This is a genomic window from Dellaglioa sp. CoH-57-MRSF-19, assembly GCF_056781975.1.
This window is the reverse complement of the sequence record NZ_JBXAXW010000002.1, coordinates 305,792-326,732: the sequence shown is the minus strand read 5'-3', so window position 1 is coordinate 326,732 and position 20,941 is coordinate 305,792. Positions and strand designations below refer to the sequence as shown.

At 31.8% G+C, this 20,941-nt stretch carries 21 protein-coding genes; 18 read left to right on the top strand and 3 right to left on the bottom strand.

The annotated features are described in order from the left end of the window. The first annotated feature begins 26 nt into the window (after positions 1-26). From AC1RO3_RS03440 to AC1RO3_RS03400, 9 genes are all read left to right on the top strand, one after another. Positions 27-887, top strand: a complete 861-nt coding sequence (locus AC1RO3_RS03440) for a MurR/RpiR family transcriptional regulator (RefSeq protein ID WP_481761179.1) — start codon at positions 27-29, stop codon at positions 885-887. 257 nt (positions 888-1,144) lie between these two features. Further along, the gene (gene argS / locus AC1RO3_RS03435) at positions 1,145-2,836 is read left to right on the top strand and encodes an arginine--tRNA ligase (protein WP_481761180.1); all 1,692 of its coding nucleotides are present in this window, start codon (positions 1,145-1,147) and stop codon (positions 2,834-2,836) included. A 285-nt stretch (positions 2,837-3,121) separates the two neighbouring features. Then, entirely contained in the window at positions 3,122-3,832 is a 711-nt protein-coding gene (locus AC1RO3_RS03430; protein WP_481761181.1) for a Crp/Fnr family transcriptional regulator, read from the top strand. 70 nt (positions 3,833-3,902) lie between these two features. After that, entirely contained in the window at positions 3,903-4,370 is a 468-nt protein-coding gene (locus AC1RO3_RS03425) for an arginine repressor (RefSeq protein WP_409022715.1), read from the top strand. A gap of 152 nt (positions 4,371-4,522) precedes the next feature. After that, positions 4,523-6,643, top strand: coding sequence for a PBP1A family penicillin-binding protein (locus AC1RO3_RS03420; RefSeq protein ID WP_481761182.1), 2,121 nt, complete (start codon positions 4,523-4,525; stop codon positions 6,641-6,643). Between the two features lie 76 nt (positions 6,644-6,719). Beyond that, the gene (locus AC1RO3_RS03415; protein ID WP_481761183.1) at positions 6,720-7,064 is read left to right on the top strand and encodes a YlbF/YmcA family competence regulator; all 345 of its coding nucleotides are present in this window, start codon (positions 6,720-6,722) and stop codon (positions 7,062-7,064) included. A 71-nt stretch (positions 7,065-7,135) separates the two neighbouring features. Continuing rightward, the gene (locus AC1RO3_RS03410) at positions 7,136-8,356 is read left to right on the top strand and encodes a metallophosphoesterase family protein (RefSeq protein ID WP_481761184.1); all 1,221 of its coding nucleotides are present in this window, start codon (positions 7,136-7,138) and stop codon (positions 8,354-8,356) included. Next, a complete protein-coding gene (locus AC1RO3_RS03405) occupies positions 8,343-11,033 on the top strand; it encodes an ATP-binding protein (RefSeq protein WP_481761185.1) in 2,691 nt (896 codons plus the stop codon). The genes AC1RO3_RS03410 and AC1RO3_RS03405 overlap by 14 nt, the downstream gene beginning before the upstream one ends. Before the next feature lie 10 nt (positions 11,034-11,043). Next, the gene (locus AC1RO3_RS03400; RefSeq protein WP_481761186.1) at positions 11,044-12,018 is read left to right on the top strand and encodes a 3'-5' exoribonuclease YhaM family protein; all 975 of its coding nucleotides are present in this window, start codon (positions 11,044-11,046) and stop codon (positions 12,016-12,018) included. Positions 12,019-12,104: 86 nt separating this feature from the next. On the opposite strand, the gene AC1RO3_RS03395 is transcribed toward AC1RO3_RS03400, so the two are convergent. The 3 genes from AC1RO3_RS03395 to AC1RO3_RS03385 form a co-directional block, all read right to left on the bottom strand. Then, the gene (locus tag AC1RO3_RS03395; protein ID WP_481761187.1) at positions 12,105-13,010 is read right to left on the bottom strand and encodes a peptidylprolyl isomerase; all 906 of its coding nucleotides are present in this window, start codon (positions 13,008-13,010) and stop codon (positions 12,105-12,107) included. A 135-nt stretch (positions 13,011-13,145) separates the two neighbouring features. After that, positions 13,146-13,469, bottom strand: coding sequence for a hypothetical protein (locus AC1RO3_RS03390; protein WP_481761188.1), 324 nt, complete (start codon positions 13,467-13,469; stop codon positions 13,146-13,148). Beyond that, positions 13,469-13,900 (bottom strand): HIT family protein, encoded by a 432-nt coding sequence (locus tag AC1RO3_RS03385; RefSeq protein ID WP_481761189.1) that lies wholly within the window; start codon positions 13,898-13,900, stop codon positions 13,469-13,471. Before AC1RO3_RS03385 ends, AC1RO3_RS03390 begins: the two co-directional genes overlap by 1 nt. 114 nt (positions 13,901-14,014) lie before the next feature. On the opposite strand from AC1RO3_RS03385, the gene AC1RO3_RS03380 reads away from it, so the two are divergent. The 9 genes from AC1RO3_RS03380 to AC1RO3_RS03340 all read left to right on the top strand — a co-directional run. Further along, entirely contained in the window at positions 14,015-14,752 is a 738-nt protein-coding gene (locus tag AC1RO3_RS03380) for an ABC transporter ATP-binding protein (protein ID WP_481761190.1), read from the top strand. Then, complete coding sequence (locus AC1RO3_RS03375; protein WP_481761191.1) at positions 14,749-15,966, top strand: ABC transporter permease; 1,218 nt, start codon at positions 14,749-14,751, stop codon at positions 15,964-15,966. The genes AC1RO3_RS03380 and AC1RO3_RS03375 overlap by 4 nt, the downstream gene beginning before the upstream one ends. Before the next feature lie 65 nt (positions 15,967-16,031). Next, a complete protein-coding gene (locus AC1RO3_RS03370) occupies positions 16,032-16,820 on the top strand; it encodes a phosphotransferase (protein WP_481761192.1) in 789 nt (262 codons plus the stop codon). Between the two features lie 74 nt (positions 16,821-16,894). After that, complete coding sequence (gene trmB / locus AC1RO3_RS03365; RefSeq protein WP_409022703.1) at positions 16,895-17,554, top strand: tRNA (guanosine(46)-N7)-methyltransferase TrmB; 660 nt, start codon at positions 16,895-16,897, stop codon at positions 17,552-17,554. Between the two features lie 165 nt (positions 17,555-17,719). Beyond that, a complete protein-coding gene (gene pepA, locus AC1RO3_RS03360; RefSeq protein WP_409022702.1) occupies positions 17,720-18,799 on the top strand; it encodes a glutamyl aminopeptidase in 1,080 nt (359 codons plus the stop codon). A gap of 5 nt (positions 18,800-18,804) precedes the next feature. Beyond that, on the top strand, positions 18,805-19,125 hold the full coding sequence (locus AC1RO3_RS03355) for a thioredoxin family protein (RefSeq protein ID WP_409022701.1): 321 nt from the start codon (positions 18,805-18,807) through the stop codon (positions 19,123-19,125). 18 nt (positions 19,126-19,143) lie between these two features. Then, positions 19,144-19,602, top strand: a complete 459-nt coding sequence (locus AC1RO3_RS03350) for a universal stress protein (protein WP_481761193.1) — start codon at positions 19,144-19,146, stop codon at positions 19,600-19,602. A gap of 2 nt (positions 19,603-19,604) precedes the next feature. Beyond that, positions 19,605-20,243: a YtpR family tRNA-binding protein gene (ytpR, locus tag AC1RO3_RS03345; RefSeq protein WP_481761194.1), complete on the top strand. Its 639-nt coding sequence runs from the start codon at positions 19,605-19,607 to the stop codon at positions 20,241-20,243. 65 nt (positions 20,244-20,308) lie between these two features. Continuing rightward, on the top strand, positions 20,309-20,941 hold a 633-nt coding region (locus tag AC1RO3_RS03340; protein ID WP_481761195.1), incomplete at its 3' end, for a hypothetical protein.

The following is a 20,941-nucleotide window of genomic DNA, read 5'->3' as shown; positions in this document are numbered from 1 at the left end:
ACATACCATAAAAAGAGGTAAGAAGTATGGGTAATTATTTGTACACAATACAAGCAAATATGGATAAATACACAAAGGTAGAGCGAAAAATAGCACGGTTTATTTTAGAGCACCCTCAGAAAGTAATAAGAATGAGTACACAGAGTATGGCAGAGGTGGTAGGTGTCAGCACTGCAGCAATAACGCGATTTGGAAAAAGTATTAGTGATACTGGTTTTCCAGGATTAAAATTAGAATTATCAGCAGAAATCCAAGATGATAAATCAATGCTCGAGGAAATTAATCCTAAAGATGATTTAGTGACGACACAACAAAAATTAACCATGCGGATACAACATACGATTGAGGAATCAAATAAAACATTAGATGAGGAAGTCGTTAATGCTGCGAAGGTTATTGCAGAGTCAAAAATAATCTATGCGTATGGAATTGGAGCATCAGAAATTGTAGCTAAAGATTTCCAACAAAAATTTATTCGAGTTGGTAAGTCTGTTATAGAAACACTTGATACACATCTAATTGCCGTTGGATTATCGCAACTAAAAGAAGGAACAACTTTATTCTTGATATCAAATTCAGGGGAAAATACGGATGCAATTAAGTTAGCAAATCTTGCAAATCGACAAAAAATAAAAGTTATCGTTTTAACACATAATAAAAAAAGTACATTGGCCAAATTAGCTAATATTATTTTAGAACATGACGATAGTGAAGAAAATAAAAAATTCAGAAGTGCAGCGACTACTTCTTTAATTGCTCAATTATATGCAGTCGATCTTGTGTATTATTCTTTTGTATCAATTCATTTTGATGATAATGTTACAAGATTGACAGATTCAAGGGATGTCGTAAAGAAATATTTCACCAAAAGCAAACCTAAATTCTAAAAACACTATCTTTTATAATATTAATTTGTTACAATCAAACTATAAATTCGATGATAAAAGCTAGTAAACTAATTAATTTTAAAGCAAGTCTAGGTTGATGGAAGCTAGATAAAAGCGTTAGTTGAATCGTACTTTTTAGAAATAACTGAATATTTTGAGTGGATATTAATCAATTAGAGTGGTACCGCGGGAATTCTCGTCTCTTACATAATTATTTGTAAGGGGCTTTTTTTATACAATTTTAGGAGGAATGGATAATGAATTATAAACAACAAGTTGCACAAGCATTGGTTGCTATCGTTGATGGAAACCTTACTGAAGAAGAAATTATTGCCAAAATTGAAATACCAAAAAGTTCTGATATGGGGGATTATGCATTTCCAGCTTTTGCATTAGCTAAAGCATTTAGAAAAGCACCTCAGATGATTGCTAAAGACTTAGTAGAGAAAATTGATCAAAGTCAATTTGAGTCAGTTGCTGCAGTTGGGCCATATGTTAACTTTTTCTTGAATAAGGCTGCATTTAGTCAAGATATTATTGAACAAGTGCTTTCAAATGGCAGTGAGTATGGCGCATCTGATATTGGTCATGATGGTAACGTACCAATTGATATGTCATCACCCAATATTGCTAAACCTATTTCAATGGGACATTTACGTTCAACTGTGATTGGTAATTCAATTGCAAACATCTTGGCTAAAATTAATTATAATCCAATTAAAATTAATCATTTAGGCGATTGGGGAACTCAATTTGGTAAGTTAATTACTGCTTATAAATTATGGGGTAGTGAAGCAGAAGTTAAAGCTGATCCTATCAATAAATTACTTGAATACTACGTTCGTTTCCATAAAGAAGCAGAAGAAAATCCAGAGTTAGATGTTGCAGCTCGTGCATGGTTTAAAAAGCTCGAGGATGGCGATGAAGAAGCAATCGAACTTTGGACTTGGTTCCGTGCAGAATCATTATCAGCTTTCAATAAAATTTATGATATGCTGGGTGTCCAATTTGATTCATTTAAAGGGGAAGCCTTTTATAATGATAAAATGGGCGAAGTTGTGACAATGTTAAAAGATAAAAATTTGTTAAAAGAAAGCCAAGGCGCAGAAATTGTTGATCTTGAAAAATACGATTTAAACCCTGCCTTGATTCAAAAAACAGATGGGGCAACTTTATATATTACTCGTGATTTAGCTGCTGCTATTTACCGTAAACGGACGTATAATTTTGTACAGTCATTGTATGTTGTCGGAAATGAACAAGCTAACCATTTTAGACAATTAAAGGCTGTGTTAAAGGAAATGGGTAATGATTGGTCAGATGATATGCACCACATTCCATTTGGCTTAATCACACAAGGTGGTAAGAAATTATCGACTCGTTCAGGACGTGTTATTTTACTTGAAGAAGTTTTAGATGATGCTACAAGCCTTGCTAAAAAACAAATTCAAGATAAAAATCCTGACCTACCAAATGCTGAACAAGTTGCTAAAGATGTTGGTGTTGGGGCTGTTATTTTCCATGATTTAAAGAATGAACGTATGAATAATTTTGATTTTGTTTTAGAAGAAGTTGTTCGTTTTGAAGGTGAAACAGGTCCCTATGTCCAATATTCAAATGCTAGAGCACAAAGTATTATTCGTAAAGCGGGTGATGTTTCAATTAGTGAAAGTAACAATGAACTTTCTGATCCTGCTGCATGGGATACAATTAAGTTACTTGGTGACTTCCCTAAAATAATTAAACGTGCAGCTAAAGAATATGAACCATCAGTAATTGCTAAATACGCTATTCATTTATCAAGAGCATTTAATAAATACTATGCAAATTCAAAGATATTAGTTGAAGATGATCAAAAATTAGCTCGTTTAGCACTCGTTCAAAGTGTGAGCGTCGTTTTAACAGAATCATTAAGATTATTAGGCGTAAATGCACCAAAAGAAATGTAATTAATAAAAAAGTTGACTTAATTGTTAACTTTTTTATTTTATCTAAATATTGTTAGATGTACTTTTTAACGATGATTGTGCGTTTGAACACAAAATGGATGTGCGAATACGACCAGTTTATTTTTATCATTTTGGTACTGTTAGATTAATGATTTAGAGCTATCAGTGAATCAAAAAAATAAACCAGGGTCTCCAAAATCCGAAAAAATAAATCGACATTCTATATTTAATCTGATAGTGTTGATAGTTATATATCATAAATATAGGTATTAAGGGAGTAAAGGGATGATTACAGAAAAAGAAAGACAAAGGTATCGATCAGAATTTTCTGACCATGAGTTGTTTGGTTGTTTAAGTGAGGATGAACAAGGAGCTTGTTTTGAACAAATTACATTTAAAAGATTTCTAAAAGGAAATACTATTTTTGATATGAATGATAAACGTGATTTTATTTATGTTGTCTTGGATGGATTAGTTAAAATTGAACGTGGTGATCGAGCTGGTATTTTTCAAAATTATATGTATGTTACATCGAAACAAATATTTCCAATTGGTGGAATGTTACAGAGTGAATATTATACTGTTTCAAGTCGTGCTGCTACACTAGCGACGGTCGCTAAGATTCCTGTTGAACTTATTGAGAATTTAATCAAAACACATTATGAAGTTTCTGCGTACTTATTTGGGCAAATTGATAATATTTTAAATTGTTCAGAAGTGTTAAGGTTAAGAACCGTATGTAGTAATACAACAACCCGGATAACACAAGTGTTACAGTATTTAAGTGAGAATCTAGCCGATAAACATGGTGAGAATAGTCTGCGAATCCCATATGTGATTACACATGAAGATATTGCGACGATTAGTGGAACGCGGCGTGAAACCGTTGGACGAGTTATTCAGAAATTAGTGTTAGATGGTTATATTATTAGAGATTCAGGTATGCTTATATTTGAATCAAAATTCAATAAAATGAATAAAATCGTCCTAAATTAAGCGTATTATTTCAGTATTCATATTTCTTTTGCTATACTAAGAATAAATACTCATTCAAAGAGGGATTCTTATGAAGAAAGAGATACGTCAAGCTAAAATTGAACAGTTAATTAATAAAAAAGTAATTGCAACGCAGGATGATTTGATTTCAGAATTGGAACATGTGAATATTAAGGCGACTCAAGCGACTATTTCTAGAGATATTCGTGAAATGAAAATTGTTAAAGCTCAAGATGAACAAGGTGATTTGAGATACGCAATTTTTAAGTCAGGTAATTTAAGTGAAGAAGTTCATTTATTTGAAATTATTTTTGAAGTCGTTACTAATATTACTAAAATCCAATTTATGAATGTTGTTAAAACGATTCCAAGTAACGGTAATTTACTGGCAGCAATTATCGATGATTTTGGCTTCCCGGATATTGTTGGAACTGTTGCGGGACATGATACAATTATGATTATTAGTTCAGATGAGCAGGCCGCACAACGTGTCTATGATATTTTTACTGAACACGCAAATCCAGATAATTTAATTTAAAATACTGTGAGACTAAGGAGTAGATAACATCTACATTTCTTAGTCTTTTTTTAAATATTTAAAAATATCATAATAAAAAGGCTAATTTACTTTTTATAATATTGCTATGGTAAAATAATAAATGATATTAAGATTAAATATGGGGACAACTAATGAAAAATGAAAATAAAAGAACTAAAAATGAAAATTGGTTTGTAATACATCTAATTCAATTTAAAAATTGGTTTCGACAGGGATGGAAATTTGTGCATGGTTGGAAATGGTTGACTATTTTTATTTTAGCAATTATTTTAGGTTCGAGTGCGTATTTAACTTATGTAGCCAAAACAACAAATGTTAGTGGGTTAAAAGCTGCTTTACAACAATCAACTGAGGTTTTTGATAAAGATGGCGATAAAGCAGGATCGTTATACTCTCAAAAGGGTACTTACGTTTCATTAAATAAGATTTCACCCAATATTCAAAATGCTGTACTGTCATCAGAAGATCGTAATTTTTATCATGAATATGGATTTTCAATCAAAGGGATGGCACGTTCTGTGGTTTCATTGGTTAAAAATCGATTAACTGGAAGTAGTGCAATTAGTGGTGGCGGAAGTACTATAACGCAACAACTTGTTAAAAATGCATTCTTGTCACAGGAGCAAACTTATAGTCGTAAGGCTAAAGAAATATTTATTTCAATTGAAACGGAAAAAGTATATTCAAAAAAAGACATTCTAACGATGTACTTAAATAATGCATATTTTGGTAATGGCGTTTGGGGTGTTCAAGATGCCTCTAAAAAATATTTTGGAAAAAGTGCTTCAGATTTAACTGTTAGTGAGGCTGCAGTTATTGCGGGTATGTTAACATCGCCAGGGGCATATAATCCGATAGATCATCCTGTTGCAGCTAAACAAAGGCGTAATGTTGTTCTGAATGTTATGTATGAAAATAAAAAAATCTCTAGTGCAGAATTATCAAGTGCTAAGCAGACGGGTATTACATTAAATGATACGTACGATTATCAATCAGGTTATAAATATCCTTATTATTTTGATGCCGTTATTAGTGAAGCAATTAAAAATTATGGGTTAACTGAATCAGATATTATGAATCGTGGTTATAAAATTTATACGGCGATGGATCAGACCCATCAAGAAGCTATGCAAACATCATTTGATAACTCTACCTTGTTCCCTTTGGATGCTGATGATGGGACAAAAGCTCAGGGTGGATCAATTGCTATTAATTCAACGAATGGTGGTGTGACAGCAGTTGTTGGTGGACGAGGTAAACACGTTTTTAGGGGATATAATCGAGCGACTCAGATTAACCGCCAACCGGGGTCAACACTAAAACCAATTGCCGTATATATGCCTGCTTTAGAAGATGGCTATTTTTATGATTCTGAATTAAAAGATAAAAAACAATCATATGGATCAAATAATTATTCACCAAATAATTACGACAATCAATATGCAGGTAAAATACCAATGTATAAGGCATTGGCACTTAGTAAAAATGCGCCAGCTGTGTGGTTGTTAAATAAAATTGGTGTTGATAAAGGATACGATGCTGTTAAAAAATTTGGTATACCGGTTAAAAGTTCGGACAAAAACTTAGATTTAGCTTTGGGTGGTTTAACTACTGGTGTCTCACCCTACGAAATGGCTAGTGCATATACTGCGTTTGCTAATGGTGGTATTCAAAAAAAGGCTCATTTTATTACTAAAATTGTTGATGCTTCTGGTAAAACGATTGTTAATAATTCAGACAATAGTGAAACTAAAGTTATGAGTAGTAAGGTAGCTAAATCGATGACAAGTATGATGATGGGTGTCTTTGAAACTGGAGGAACTGGCGAACTTGCTGTCCCAGCTGGATATACAGTTGCTGGTAAAACGGGAAGTACAGAGGCTAAAAAAGGTTCTACAGATGGGACGAAAGATCAGTGGGTTATTGGATATACACCAGACATTACTGTCGCAACATGGGTTGGTTTTGATCAAACTGATGATACTCATTACCTAAGAAATTCAAGTGGGGATATCGTTGATTCCTTATTTAAAAGCGAAATGTCAGGTATATTACCTAATACTGCTCAGACAAGCTTCTCAACGAAATCTGCTACTACTTTAGCAAATAATACCGGTTCAAATGATAGTGGAGATGGTATTTTAGAATCAGTAGAAAAGCAAACAGATGAAATAAAAAATAAATTATCTGATTCTGCTAAAAAAGCCCAAAAATGGCTCAGTGATAGTATTAATGGGATGTTTGGAAATTAGAACAAATCAATGCAAATTATGGATAAAAATGATACACTAATTAAGTTAATATAAATTATTATTGGAGGAATCAGAAATGGTTGTTAATATTTATGATACAGCGAACCAAATGAGTCAAGATCTTAGTCAAACGGAAGAATATAAGGCTTTGAAATCAGCTTATACAAAAATGCAAGAAGATGAAATTGCATATAAATTATTTAAAGAATTTCAAACAATTCAAATGTCTTTGCAACAAAAACAAATGAATGGTGAAGAAATGACAGACGAAGAACTTGAAAATGCTCATAATCTTTCAGAAAAAATCGGTGATTTTGATACAATCAAAGATTTAATGGTTAAAGAACAAGTTTTAAGTGAAATTATGAATGAAGTTAATTCAATTATCACAAAACCAATACAAGATTTATATCATAATTAATTCGAATAAAAATCCTGGAAGCAAAGCAATTATGTTTTGTACCAGGTTTTTTTTTATAAAGGAGTGGGAAGATGAAATTTATTCATGCAGCTGATTTACATTTAGATAGTCCTTTTGGAGGATTAAAAAATGTACCAAGTCAGTTAATGGATTCGATTTATCAGTCAACATTTAAAGCTTTGAGTAATCTCGTAGATACGGCTATTGAAGAATCAGTAGACTTTGTTTGTTTAGTTGGGGATTTATATGATTCATCTGAGATGAGTATTATGGCACAAACAACGTTAATTAGTCAGTGTGAACGACTGCAAAAGGCCGGAATAAATGTTTATTTGAGTTTTGGTAACCATGATTTTTCTGATAATGCTCAAGATCATTTAACTTTTCCATCAAATGTAACTTTATTTACAAGTGAAGTTGAAACAGTGACGCACATTTTAAAAAATGGCGATGAAGTTCGATTAACTGGGTTTAGTTATGCACATAGATGGGAACCATCAAAAATCGTTGATTATCCTGTTCGTGGTGATGAGAAATGGCATATTGGGCTTATCCATGGGGCAAATGAGGGTATAAATTCAATATCAGATGAAAGTTATGCACCATTTACTGTTAAAGAATTATTACAGAAAAATTATGATTATTGGGGATTGGGTCATATTCATGTAAGACAGATTTTGAATGAACAACCCCCAGTTATCTATCCTGGAAATACACAAGGTCGGCACCGTAAAGAATCAGGCGATAAAGGGTTTTATCTAGTGAATAGTGATGGAAATAAGTTGGTTCCCAAATTTATAACGTCATCTACAATTGATTGGGAAACAGTTAATATTTCAATGGCAAAAATTGATTCACTATCAGATGCTATTGATAAGATTGACGCTGAATGCCAACTTTTTTCTAAAGATAAATCATATTTAATAGTGATACAAATCACAGATTTAGATAATTTTAGTGATAGCCTAGTAAATCGCATTCAAAATGGTGATTTATTAACTGCTTGGATTCAAAAACATATGCCAGATAATTACTATTGGATTGTTAAAATTAAAACGGTGATTAATAAAAAGGTAGCTTTTGAATCAATTGATCAACAATACTGGGAAGAAAGCGCAAAACGTGTTTTTACTGATGATGGAATGACTGAACTCGCTGATAAATTATTACAAATTCCGGAACTTAATACGTACTTATTAGAAACGGGACATTTAGTAGAATTACAAGAAAATTCAAAAACATTGCTTCATGAAAATCAAGCGATAGAGGGTCATATAGATGAAAATAACTAAAGTTAAAATTTACGGATTTGGGAAGTGGCATGATAAAACGTTTGATTTTAATCAAACGAATCAGGTTATTTTTGGTCTGAATGAAGCAGGTAAATCGACGTTAACAGCATTCGTATTGAGTATGTTATTTGGATTTGCAAATGCGAAAAAGAAGTACCAACAATATCTGCCTAAAGACTCATCCACATATGGTGGAGAGTTGGAATTATTAATTGGTAACGATGCTTATCGACTAACTCGTACACAAGGTAAATCTGGTGGCAAGGTATCTATTGTTAAAAGTGATGATGGGATGAAAGTAGCTAGTAGTAAGCTGCATGAATGGCTAAATCCAGTCGATGAAAATTTATACAATCAAGTATTTTCATTTAATCAGCAGGCGTTAAACCAAGTATTTAATTTAACGAATGAAGATTTAAATGAGTATCTAACGACGATGGGAGCAGTTGGTAGTCAAGAATGGTTAGAATTAACTAAAAAAATTCAAAAAGATGCCGATCACGTCTATAAGCCAGCAGGTCGTGTAACTGAGTTAAATAAGGAAATTGCGTTATACAATGATTTAGTTAATAAAATAAATATTGCCAAACAGAAATTTCCGGAATATGTTGAGACACAAAAAAAGTTAGATCAAAATAGGGAACAAATTAAAGGGCTACAAACAACACAATATAATCTAACCAAAGATTACCAACGCTACGAACAATTAAAGCAAAATTGGTCAATATATGAACAATCTAATGAGTTGACGGATAAGCTAAAACAAACTGATGAAGATGCTATGATTTCTGTTGATAATTATCAAAAAATACAAAATTTACTAGAGAAACAAAAGATAAATAATGAAAGGTTAAAATCGATTAATCAGAGTGTAGTTGATGAAAAAGAAAATTTAGCAGCATTAAATTTAATAAATTTTTATGAAAACAATAAAGTTGATTTTGATATATTATTTGAACAATTAGCTGATAATCAACAATATTTAGATAAAGTTGTATTAGAACAGACGAGTTTAAACCAACTATTAACAGAACAAGAACGGTTAATGATGCAATATCAAAATATCAACGGAAAAGTTCCAATAGCGTTTGATCCTGATGATTTTAAAAATATTGTCACATTAATTAAATCTGAAGAGAGCAATAAACGAATACTTCAAGAAATTGAACAAAAGCAATTGACGAAAAAACAAGATATTTTAGATTTAAATCAATCAATTGATCAAAAAAATCAAGTACAAAAAAGTAAATGGTCTACACAACAAAGTATCTTAGTAGGGGTAAGTGTTATACTATTTGTACTAAGTATGATCTTACCAATGCCGTTTAAAATAATGGGATTGATACTAGATATTATGATAGTTGTATATACCATAATTGTATTTAAGCAGTCTAATTCTAAGGATAAATCAAGTAGTGATGCTCTGATGCAAATACAAAATAAAAGACAAATGATTACTGCAGAAATTGATGAAAATCAATTGAAGATAGGTGAACTGGACGAACAATTGAGACAAACTGATACTGAATTAACGGATTATCAAATTCAATACGTTTTAGATGATTTTCCAAAGAATCAGTGGTTCTCAATTCAAAATGACTTAAGTCGAATACAGTCTATAACAGATCAAATTAGTCAAAAATCAGCAGAAATTAAAACGTTAACTGACAAGATAAAAAATTATTTGAATCAGACAGATTTTGCTGATAGTTTTCTAGCACTAAATAAAAGTGATATGGCAGATAGTTTAGCTAGAATTAGAGGCTTTAATGATAAATTACAACCTTTAATTGCTGAATCACAATCAATAAAAAATAAAATGGGCTATTTAAATGAACAACAAAAGCATGAAGATAATGTGACTGCTGATATTTCTAATCAAATTAATGAAATATTAACGCAATATCATTTAACGTCAATTGAGCAATTTGAAAAAAATTACGATTTACAAAAGCAATTTGTTCAAGACAAATCTAAATTGGATACAATTAATGAGCAGCTTCCTGTGGAGGTTAGAAAAAATCTTGCTAGATTTGAAACGAAAGAAAGTTTAGATGAACAATTAGATGAGCTTACAGAACAATTGAAACAATTGCAAAATAGTATAATGAACATTAATCAGGAGATTATTGATCAACAGACGTTATTACGGACTTTGAAGGCAGAAGGGAATTATACAGAACTTCGACAAGAGTTGGCTGAAAAAGTTACAATTTTAAGTGAATTAGCTGATAAATGGTTAACTCAAAAGTTAACTATTAATTGGATTAACGAGGCATTAAAAGACTCTTCTGGGGTTAGAATGCCACAAATGTTGCAATTAGCAAATCATTATTTTGAACTATTAACATTAGGCCATTTTACACAAATAAATAATATATCAGGATTATTAACCGTCGTTTCTTCTGATATGGTATCATTTGAAGTGGGAGAATTGTCACAAGGAACAGCAGAGCAGCTATATATCGCACTTAGATTTGCTTTAATCATGACAATTAATAAATCAATCGAATTACCATTAATTATTGATGATGGGTTTGTTAATTTTGATAAAAACAGAAAAAATGCCGTTTTAAAACTAATACGAGAAATAAGTAAAAAAGTTCAAATTATTTATTTAACGGCAGATGATTCAGGATTAACTGGATTTGATAACGATAAAATAATTAAGTTATAGGAGGATGGACATGGCACAAGAGAAAAAAATATTTGAATATAAAGTTGACGAAAACGTAGCATTATTTGTTTTAATTAAGAGTGCAGAAGTTAGAAATACAAAGAATAATAAGCAATTTATTGCATTTAATTTTGAAGATAGTTCAGGCCAAATTAGCGCTAAGCTTTGGGATGCAACGCCAGAGGCAATTGAACAATTTCAAACGGGTAAAGTTGCCTTTATAAAAGGAAAACGTGAAGTTTACCAAAATAATCCACAGATGAAAATCTATCATATTAGATTGACTGAAGAGGGTGAACCTAATGATCCGAGTCAATTTGTCGTTAGTGCACCAATGAAAAAAGATGAGATGGAAGAAGAATTTAATAAAGCTATTTTTGAAATTACAAACCCAAATTGGAATCGAATTGTAAGATATCTCATTGCCGAAAAACATGATGATTTTTTCAGTTATCCCGCTGCAAAGAAAAATCATCACGCATTTTCTGGTGGGTTAGCCTACCATACACTTTCAATGTTGCGATTAGCTAAATCAATTGTTGCCGAATATGGTGATGTGATTAATGCACCATTACTTTACGCAGGTGTGATTTTACATGATTTAGGAAAAACAATCGAATTATCAGGTTCTGTGGCAACAACTTATACATTAGCTGGAAATTTAATTGGGCATATTGTATTAATTGATGAAGAAATTGTTAAAGCAGCAGGTGAATTAAAAATTGATCTTCAGACAGAAGACATGATTTTATTACGTCACGTTGTTCTTGCGCATCATGGGTTACTAGAGTATGGTTCACCAGTGCAACCTCATTTAATTGAAGCAGATGTTTTACATCAAATTGATAATATTGATGCATCAATTCAAATGTTGAAAGGGTCATTGGCTCATACAGAAGAGGGCGAATTTTCTGAACGTATATTTGGTATGGATGGTCGAAATTTCTATAAACCACATGCTGACAGTAATGTAACAAATAATTAAATTGAAAAATATCTCAATGGATAAATTCCATTGAGATATTTTTTTCGAAAAAAAAACACCAGATATAATCTGATGTTTTGATGTATTTATTTTGAAGATGAAGAAGATGATGATAAGTAGCTTGAAAGAACATCTTTCAAGTCATCATCTTTGATTGATACGTTACCTTTTTTAAGAACTTTACCAACAATTTTTTGTAATTTAGTTGAGTCAGCCATAGTTTCAGTAACAATTTGTTCTTTTAAGTCAGAAATGTGATCGGCTTTTTTACCTTTACCAGCATTTTTAACACTCAAGATTACATCATAACCTGCTGTTGTTTTAACAGGTGTAGTTGTATATTTACCTTGTTTTAAATCAAATGCAGCTTTTTTAAATTCTGCTGTTAGTGTTGTATCTGTATTGTTAAATGCAGCTAAAGTACCACCAGTACTTGCAGAAGTTGTATCTGTTGATTTTGATTTAGCTAATGCAGTAAATTTGTCAGTTAACTTTTTAGCAGTCTTTTGTTCATCAAGTTGTTTGATGATTTTTTCTGCATCTGATTTTGAAGCAACTTGAATACGTTGAACTGTAATAGTTGGTTGGTATTCTTCCCATTGCTTATCTACAGCTGTAGAACTTAAATCACTGTAATGTTTAACAGCAGCTTTTAAAAGTAAGTTAGAACGTAATTCTGCTTTAAAACTAGTCTTTGTCATACTGTTTTGTGATAAGACAGATGAGAAACTTGAACCATATTTAGCTTTATAAGTATCGTATTGTTTTGTGACTTCTTTATCAGAAACATCATCACCATATTGTTTTTCCAATACTTTGTTCAAAATCATTTGTTGTAAAATTGATGTACCACTTGAAGTTTTCTTCAAACTATCGTAGTAAGCACTTTCTGTAACCTTACCACCTGAAGTAGTTGCAACTGTTGAGCTCCCACAACCCGCTAATGTAAATGTTAATAGTACGCCGGCTAAAGCAACAAGCCATTTTTTCATAACCTAACACATCCTATTTCTTAAATTTTTTGTCTTCTCAATGAAAGACTAATACGTTTAATATAACATAATTATCATATAATGAAAGTAAATGACCGAAAATTCACAAAAAAATCAAACTTTTAAAAGCCTAATTCATTGATACTTTTCTAATTTTTTATTAATTTTATTGATATTTGGCTCGATCTCATAAGTAAACTTTTCTATACGATTGCTAATGGAATCGACGATGGGTAATGTTTCTTCGATAATCGTATTCAGATGATCTGTAGCATACTGCAATTTTTTTGATGAATTAGTTACGCGATTGATATCATTTTGATAGTCAGAAAAATCTGCTTTTAACTGAACTTTTTTATCTGCAACAAAAGTAATAAGTTCATCTCTATGGTTATAGGCATAGTATGCTGACCCACCAATAATTGATAACAAACTAATTCGTTTAAGTGTTTTTGACATTATTTTTCTCCAATCTTATTCTTGATTGACATCATAATTGATTCAAGTTGCTCGGATGTGTACTTCTTGGAATTATCCTTGAATGACATTTTAAAAGTATCTTTTGTTGAGTATCTAGGAATTAAATGAAAATGTGAGTGAAAAACAGATTGGTAAGCTAGTTCACCGTTATTATTGACGATATTCATCCCTTGAATATCTGGATTGCTTACTTTAATTGCGGAAGCAATCATTGGAATTTTAGAAAAAACTTTACTAGCGAGTGCTTGGTCATATTCAAAAATATTAGCAACATGTTTTTTTGGAATAACAAGTGTATGGCCTGGGGTTGTTTGTGAGATATCAAGAAATGCTTTAATGTCTTCATCTTCGTATACGGTGAAACTAGGAATATCATTGGCAATTATTTTACAAAAAATACAGTCAGTCATATGTTTGCCTTCTTTCAAAGTTAGTTAATACTTTTATTATACATCATGAATGATAATTCACCATAATATGATATAATTAAAGGCATAAATAAATTGTAAATGGGGAATTAGAAAATGACATTAGAAGTTAAAAATTTAGTGGGTGGTTACTCTCAAATACCAGTTTTAAAAGATATTTCTTTTGAAGTTAAACCTGGAAATGTCGTTGGCTTAATTGGTTTAAATGGTGCAGGTAAATCGACTACAATCAATCATATAATTGGGTTATTAACCCCGCAAAAAGGAACTATTAAATTAAATGGCGTAACCTTAAGGGAAGATAGCCAGGCTTATAAATCACATTTAGCATATATTCCTGAAACGCCTATTCTTTATGAAGAATTAACATTAAAAGAACACATTGAACTCTCAATGATGGCTTATGGATTGAATGAAACTAAGGCATGGAAAAAAGCTAATGAATTACTTAAAATATTTAGACTTGATAACAAGTTAGAATGGTTTCCCGCTAACTTTTCAAAAGGGATGAAACAAAAAGTTATGATTGTCTGTGCTTTTTTAACAGAATCTGATTTTTATGTTATTGATGAGCCATTTCTCGGGCTAGACCCCTTAGCAATTAACGATTTATTAGAGTTAATTGTTGCTGAAAAGAAGCGTGGCGCAAGTGTCTTAATGTCAACTCACGTTTTAGCCACAGCTGAAAAGTATTGCGATTGGTTCATTTTACTGAATAAAGGTGAAATTAAAACACAAGGAACAATGGTTGAATTAAGACAAGCCTATAAGAATCCAGATGCTTCCTTAGATGAAATTTATCTTGGTTTAACTAAGGAAGAGGTAACAAAATGAAAGACTTATGGACAACACGTTTAAAAAGTCATCAGTTATTATTATTAAAATATTTACGATATGTTTTGAATGATCATTTTGTTGTTGCAATTATGTTTTTTGTTGGTGGACTTGGTTTGGCTTATTCAAATGGGCTAAAGGTGATGCCTGTTAATTTAGTTTGGTATCGGCCTGCATTAGTGATTGGATTACTGGTGATTTTACAAATCGGCCGTTTAAGTACGTTATTAAAAGAAGCGGATATTGTTTTTCTTTTACCACAGGAACATGCATTAATTAGTTATTTAAAAAAGGCAAAACGCTATTCAACAGTTATGGCCAGCTTAATGCAAGTTGGATTTATTGTGTTACTTATCCCAGTTATGATGATTGGAATGAAAATCTCAGTAATCAATATTATTTTCTTGATTTTAACGCAACTATGCTTGAAAAATAATTGGTTAGTCATTTCATTACTTGAAAAATATCAAAATAACCGGTTTAGTTGGGGAAGTATCAAATTAGTTAATATTTTATTGCCTATTTTGATTTATATCCTTGGATTATATGGTACGTTTATTCTGAGTTTTATCGTTGCTATTTTAAGTAGCTTTGTTTTAAATCAGCTAGCTGCAAAAGGATTTAAGGAAATCTTTGATTGGAAAAAAGCAATCAGTTTTGAAGAAAATAGAATGTTAGGGATTTACCGTTTCTTTAATTTATTTACTGATGTACCAATGGTTAGAGGGAATGTTAAGAGAAGAGTGTACCTTGATTTCATTTTAAATCATATTAAAAAAGATGACGCAAATGTTTATACATTTTTATATGCAAGGGGATTTATTCGCGGAACTGAATTTAGTGGCTTATTTATTAGATTAACTCTAATTGGAGCGCTAATTATTGCATTTATTTCAAATGGTTGGCTAGCACTCGCATTTTTAATCTTATTTATTTATCTGATTGGTTTTCAATTGTTACCTTTTGCAAAACATTACGATAATATTATTTTTACTAGACTATATCCAAAAGGAAAAGAGTATCAAATTAAGAATTTCAAAAAGTTTACATTAACAATTATAAGTGTAAGTGCAGTACTTTTTAATATCGCAATCTATATTGGTACAGGACAATTTTTAATGATGGGTTATGGTGTTTTGGTGAGTTTAGTGGAAATAATGCTGTTTACTAATGTTTACTTAGTTACCAGAGTTAAAAAAATCCTTGACGTATAATAGGGATGTTTGTAAGATGAAACTATAGCATCAGAGCTTAGTCGGGAAAAAGAGGTAATAATAGTATGGATTTTAATTTAGATCCCGGTTGGCAATTGTTACCAATTGGTGGAGATACAGGCACTGCATACATGGGTACACGTGCACAAGAAAAGGTGTTTTTGAAACAAAATATGTCACCTTTTTTAGCTGCGCTCTCAGTTGCTGGTATTACACCAAAATTAATTTGGACTAAGCGAATCTCAAGTGGGGATACAATAACTGCACAAGAGTGGCTAAATGGACGAAACCTTCATTCTGATGAAATGGATCAAAAAATGGTTCCTGAATTATTATCTAAAATTCATCGCTCAAAGCAATTAAAAAATATGTTGAGACAGGTTGGTGGAGAAGTTATCACACCTAGTGGCTTATTAGCTAATTATTTTGACGATTTGAGTGATGATTTAAAGCAGCACCCCTTGCTATCAAAAATGTTTCAGCAATTAAATGAACATCAACCTGAACTATCAACGGATAAGTATACAGTTTGTCATGGTGATTTGAATCATCGAAATTGGTTACAGTCTGATACTAATCAATTATATTTAGTTGATTGGGAGTCAGCAAAAATTGCTGATCCTGCTATGGATTTGAGCTTAGTTATGTCTGAATACATTCCAGATACACAATGGAGTAGTTGGCTGAGTGGTTATCATGAGTCATTGGAGAATAACGATTTATTAAACAGAATAAACTGGTACATTATAATAGCAAAATTACAACGAATAAAAAAAGCACATCAATTAAGTCGATTTCATGAAATGAATCAGGCAATAATAGAATTACAAAAATATAATATAAAAATGGATTAAAAAGTAAGTGGGGCTAAAACGATTAATACGTTCTAGCCCCACTTACTTTATCAAATGAAATGAGGATATATAAGTTGAGATTAAGAAATAAAGCATGGGCTGAACCGTTAATTGCAGAACATCCGGAACTACTTGTAACATCACCTAATCAGTTTAAGGGTAAATGGCAATCAAGATTTGAGAAAAAACAACCACTTTTTATTGAAATAGGTATGGGTAAGGGTGGATTTATTATGGGAATGGCTAGAAAATTTCCGGAATATAATTTTATCGGAATTGAATTGCAAACGACAATTGCAGCAATTACGTTGAAGAAACAAGTTGAAGCACAAATTCCAAATTTACAATTAATTTTAGGTAACGGTGATTCGGTAACTGAATTTTTTGATGATAATGAAGTTGATGGCATTTATTTGAATTTTTCAGATCCTTGGCCTAAAACAAGACAAGCCAAACGTCGACTTACTCATGGCAGTTTCTTAAAAGGCTATGAAAAAGTTATGAAAAATGATGGTCATCTTGAATTTAAGACAGATAATCGTGGCTTGTTTGAATACTCATTAGTTAGTTTAAATGAGTATGGAATGGGTTATGATCAAGTTTGGCTTGATTTACATGCAAGCGTTGAAGCTGAAGATAATGTCATGACTGAATATGAAGAAAAATTTAGTAAAAAGGGACAGCCTATCTATAAGTTAGAAGCACATTTTAATACGTCTAAAAATCTGGAATAAAAATTCCAGATTTTTTTTGTAAAAACGCCGTTACATAGTAACTAAGCTACATTCATGGATTCTTTTATGGTACTATTATATAATATAAAGTAAGAAATATTAAGCTAAGTGAGTAGACAAAATTGGGACTAATTCGTCCAATAAAATGAAAAGGGGCTCTCTAATATGAATGATAAAACGTTTAATTTAGTTAAAACAATGACTGAACTTCAGGCAACAAGTGGATTTGAAAATAACGTACGTGATGTAATGCGCGAAAAAATGACACCAAATGTTGATGAGGTTGTTCAGGATGGTTTGGGTGGGATTTTTGGTATCCGTAAAAATGCAGATATAAATGCACCTAAAATTATGACCGCTGCTCATATGGACGAAGTTGGATTCATGCTTGCCGCAATTAATGACAATGGGTTATTTTCAGTTCGCCCACTTGGTGGATGGAATCCATTTGTTGTTTCTTCACAACGATTCACACTAACAACACGATCAGGTCAAACGTACCCAATAATTTCTTCTTCAGTATCACCTCATTTATTGCGTGGTGATAATCATCAAAATGCAACACCACAAATTAATGATATTTTATTTGATGGTGGATTTGAATCTGCAAGTGAAGCAAAAGAGTTTGGTATTGCACCAGGAGATTATATTGTTCCGGATGTTGAAACAATTAAAACAGCTAATGGTAAAAATATTATTAGTAAGGCATGGGATAACCGTTACGGTTGTACTGCAGTACTGGAAACACTTGAAAAATTAAAAGACGTAACATTACCAAATACTTTATTCGCTGGTGCTAATGTTCAAGAAGAAGTTGGACTACGAGGCACGCCAGGTGCAGTAAATATGCTGAAACCTGATTTATTTTTTGCTGTCGACTGTTCAGCAGCAAATGATATTGAAACAACAAAGGGAACATTTGGACATCTTGGTGAAGGAACGTTGATCAGAATTTATGATCCAAGATTAGTAACGCTTCCTAGATTAAAAGAATTTTTATTGGATACTGCTTCGGATAACAATATTCCTTATCAGTACTTTGTTTCTCAAGGTGGTACTGATGCTGGCGCAGCTCAAACAGCAAATAATGGTATTCCAAGTTCTGTTATTGGCGTTTGTGCACGTTATATTCATACGCATCAAACAATGTTCTCAATCAGAGACTATGAAGCAGCAAAAGAATTACTTGAAAAAACAATTTTAGGATTGGACCGTTCAACTGTCGATACAATCATTAAGGGGTAGTTAGATTGGAAAAATTAAAAGTTTTAGAAAAAGATAAATTAAATGAATTATTATTGAATGGTAAATCATTGTTTTATTTTACGGCAGGTTGGTGTCCAGACTGTAACTTTATTGAACCATTAATGCCTGAAATTGAAGCAGAGTATTCCGATTTTAAATTCTATAAAGTAGATCGCGATGAACAAATTGAACTTTGCCAAGATTGGGGTATTTTTGGTATTCCGAGTTTTGTTGCATACAATAACGGTGTTGAGCTTGATCGTTATGTGAATAAAGAGCGTAAAACGAAAGAACAAATCGAATCATTTATGAACAAATTAGACTAAACCATTGGGGTGATAGTGATGTTTGAACAAGTTTATAAAAGAGTAATGGTCGGGATAGATGGAAGTGTGCAATCTGAACGTGCATTTAATCAGGCAGTTGAGAGTACTTTAAAAAACGAGGCTAGTTTAATAGTTGTACATGTTGTTGAGCGAAGTGTTGACAATACATTTTCTGAAGATGAAGATGACGTTACAACTGAAGTTAAGCGATTAAATGATACCTTAGCCGACTACAAACAAATTGCGATAGATAAGGGCGTTATTGATGTTGAAACTATTTTAGTATATGGATCTTCTAAAGTTTTATTAAGTCGTGAAATACCAGAAGAAAAACATATTGATTTAATTATGGTTGGGCAAACAGGGGCTAACGTTGTTGAAAGATTTGTGAATGGATCAACAACAGATGCAATTCTAAGAAATGCGCCATGTGACGTCTTAGTCATTAGTGATAATAAGAAGGGAACTCATAAATAAATATGTTAATAGCAAGTTATAATTTAAAGAACGTTGGCGATACATTAATGGTTGTTTTACGTGAAGAGGTAGAAAACCAAAAGTCAGAATTAAAAAATAATGTCGTTCGTATTTTCAATGAAAAATCGAATGAAACGTTGGGATTTAATTTTCTAGAAATCTCTAAAGAATCACTTGATTTAGTAGGTAACGGACAAATCTTTTTAGATGAAAAACAAGTAGAAAAATTAAATCAACTTATCGTTGCTGCTGGATTTAAGGATGTACTTGTTGTCGATGACGATCCTAAATTTGTTGTGGGATATGTAGCTGAATGTAATGAACATCCTGATTCTGATCATTTGCATATCACAAAAATTGAAGTCAATAATGGTGAGACACTAGATATCGTTTGTGGTGCACCTAATATTGAACAAGGTCAGCTTGTTGTTGTTGCTAAAGTTGGCGCAATGATGCCAACTGGGGCTATTATTTGGCCGGGTAAATTACGTGGTATTGATAGTTATGGCATGGTTTGTTCAGCTCAAGAGTTGGCTATTCCTAATGCTCCAACTGTCCATGGTATTTTAGTTTTAGATGAAAAGATGAATCATGTTGGTGATGCATTCGATTTTGAGAAGGCAGCCAAATTATTTGCATAATATAGATTTATAAAAACTAATTGCGGTTATTGCAATTAGTTTTTTACATAGTTAGGATGAAATTAATGGAGCGTTACGATGGACCTGCATTTTATAAGAAAACGTTAAAAAAAGATGTAAATAAACCACATCACAATGAGAAATTTGCGCGCAAAGAGACAAAGATAGATAGTCAAAGTGAAAAAGCACAAATTAATCGCTATTCTCGAGGTTTCAAACCAAAACAAATCCCCACATTTTTTACAAATAAAAAGCAAAATAAAAACGTAAGGTATCGGAAAATTTTAGTTCAATTAACTAAAGCAAAGGATACTTATTTACTGTTTGATGATTTTGCTGAAGAGGAAAATCAAGTATCTAATAATGATGAAAATACGTTATATTCTGTGGATAGTGTAGCTAAAAAAATAGTACCAGAAGTAGATTCAGTAATCGAAGATAATAAACAAGAAGATACTTTATTACAAAATACAAATTTAGAGCCTGATGTGTTTGATGAAAAAAATGAACAGATAAAAAAAGCAAATATAAATGTAGTTGCTAATAACAAGCACGCTTTAGCTCGAGGATTATTTGAAATATCAGTTTCTGAGAATGAGGCTCAAAATGAATTAGCCGTTTTTAAAAATAAACCTGAAGTTTTGTCACGTGAAGAACTTGCATTTGTAAGTACCAATCACCAAACTAATGAAGAAGTA

What these genes read in the sequence shown, in the direction of transcription:
- AC1RO3_RS03440 (WP_481761179.1), top strand. Translation starts at nt 27, where the DNA reads ATGGGTAATTATTTGTACACAATACAAGCAAATATGGATAAATACACA.
- argS (WP_481761180.1), top strand. Translation starts at nt 1,145, where the DNA reads ATGAATTATAAACAACAAGTTGCACAAGCATTGGTTGCTATCGTTGAT.
- AC1RO3_RS03430 (WP_481761181.1), top strand. Translation starts at nt 3,122, where the DNA reads ATGATTACAGAAAAAGAAAGACAAAGGTATCGATCAGAATTTTCTGAC.
- AC1RO3_RS03425 (WP_409022715.1), top strand. Translation starts at nt 3,903, where the DNA reads ATGAAGAAAGAGATACGTCAAGCTAAAATTGAACAGTTAATTAATAAA.
- AC1RO3_RS03420 (WP_481761182.1), top strand. Translation starts at nt 4,523, where the DNA reads ATGAAAAATGAAAATAAAAGAACTAAAAATGAAAATTGGTTTGTAATA.
- AC1RO3_RS03415 (WP_481761183.1), top strand. Translation starts at nt 6,720, where the DNA reads ATGGTTGTTAATATTTATGATACAGCGAACCAAATGAGTCAAGATCTT.
- AC1RO3_RS03410 (WP_481761184.1), top strand. Translation starts at nt 7,136, where the DNA reads ATGAAATTTATTCATGCAGCTGATTTACATTTAGATAGTCCTTTTGGA.
- AC1RO3_RS03405 (WP_481761185.1), top strand. Translation starts at nt 8,343, where the DNA reads ATGAAAATAACTAAAGTTAAAATTTACGGATTTGGGAAGTGGCATGAT.
- AC1RO3_RS03400 (WP_481761186.1), top strand. Translation starts at nt 11,044, where the DNA reads ATGGCACAAGAGAAAAAAATATTTGAATATAAAGTTGACGAAAACGTA.
- AC1RO3_RS03395 (WP_481761187.1), bottom strand. Translation starts at nt 13,010, where the DNA reads ATGAAAAAATGGCTTGTTGCTTTAGCCGGCGTACTATTAACATTTACA.
- AC1RO3_RS03390 (WP_481761188.1), bottom strand. Translation starts at nt 13,469, where the DNA reads ATGTCAAAAACACTTAAACGAATTAGTTTGTTATCAATTATTGGTGGG.
- AC1RO3_RS03385 (WP_481761189.1), bottom strand. Translation starts at nt 13,900, where the DNA reads ATGACTGACTGTATTTTTTGTAAAATAATTGCCAATGATATTCCTAGT.
- AC1RO3_RS03380 (WP_481761190.1), top strand. Translation starts at nt 14,015, where the DNA reads ATGACATTAGAAGTTAAAAATTTAGTGGGTGGTTACTCTCAAATACCA.
- AC1RO3_RS03375 (WP_481761191.1), top strand. Translation starts at nt 14,749, where the DNA reads ATGAAAGACTTATGGACAACACGTTTAAAAAGTCATCAGTTATTATTA.
- AC1RO3_RS03370 (WP_481761192.1), top strand. Translation starts at nt 16,032, where the DNA reads ATGGATTTTAATTTAGATCCCGGTTGGCAATTGTTACCAATTGGTGGA.
- pepA (WP_409022702.1), top strand. Translation starts at nt 17,720, where the DNA reads ATGAATGATAAAACGTTTAATTTAGTTAAAACAATGACTGAACTTCAG.
- AC1RO3_RS03350 (WP_481761193.1), top strand. Translation starts at nt 19,144, where the DNA reads ATGTTTGAACAAGTTTATAAAAGAGTAATGGTCGGGATAGATGGAAGT.
- ytpR (WP_481761194.1), top strand. Translation starts at nt 19,605, where the DNA reads ATGTTAATAGCAAGTTATAATTTAAAGAACGTTGGCGATACATTAATG.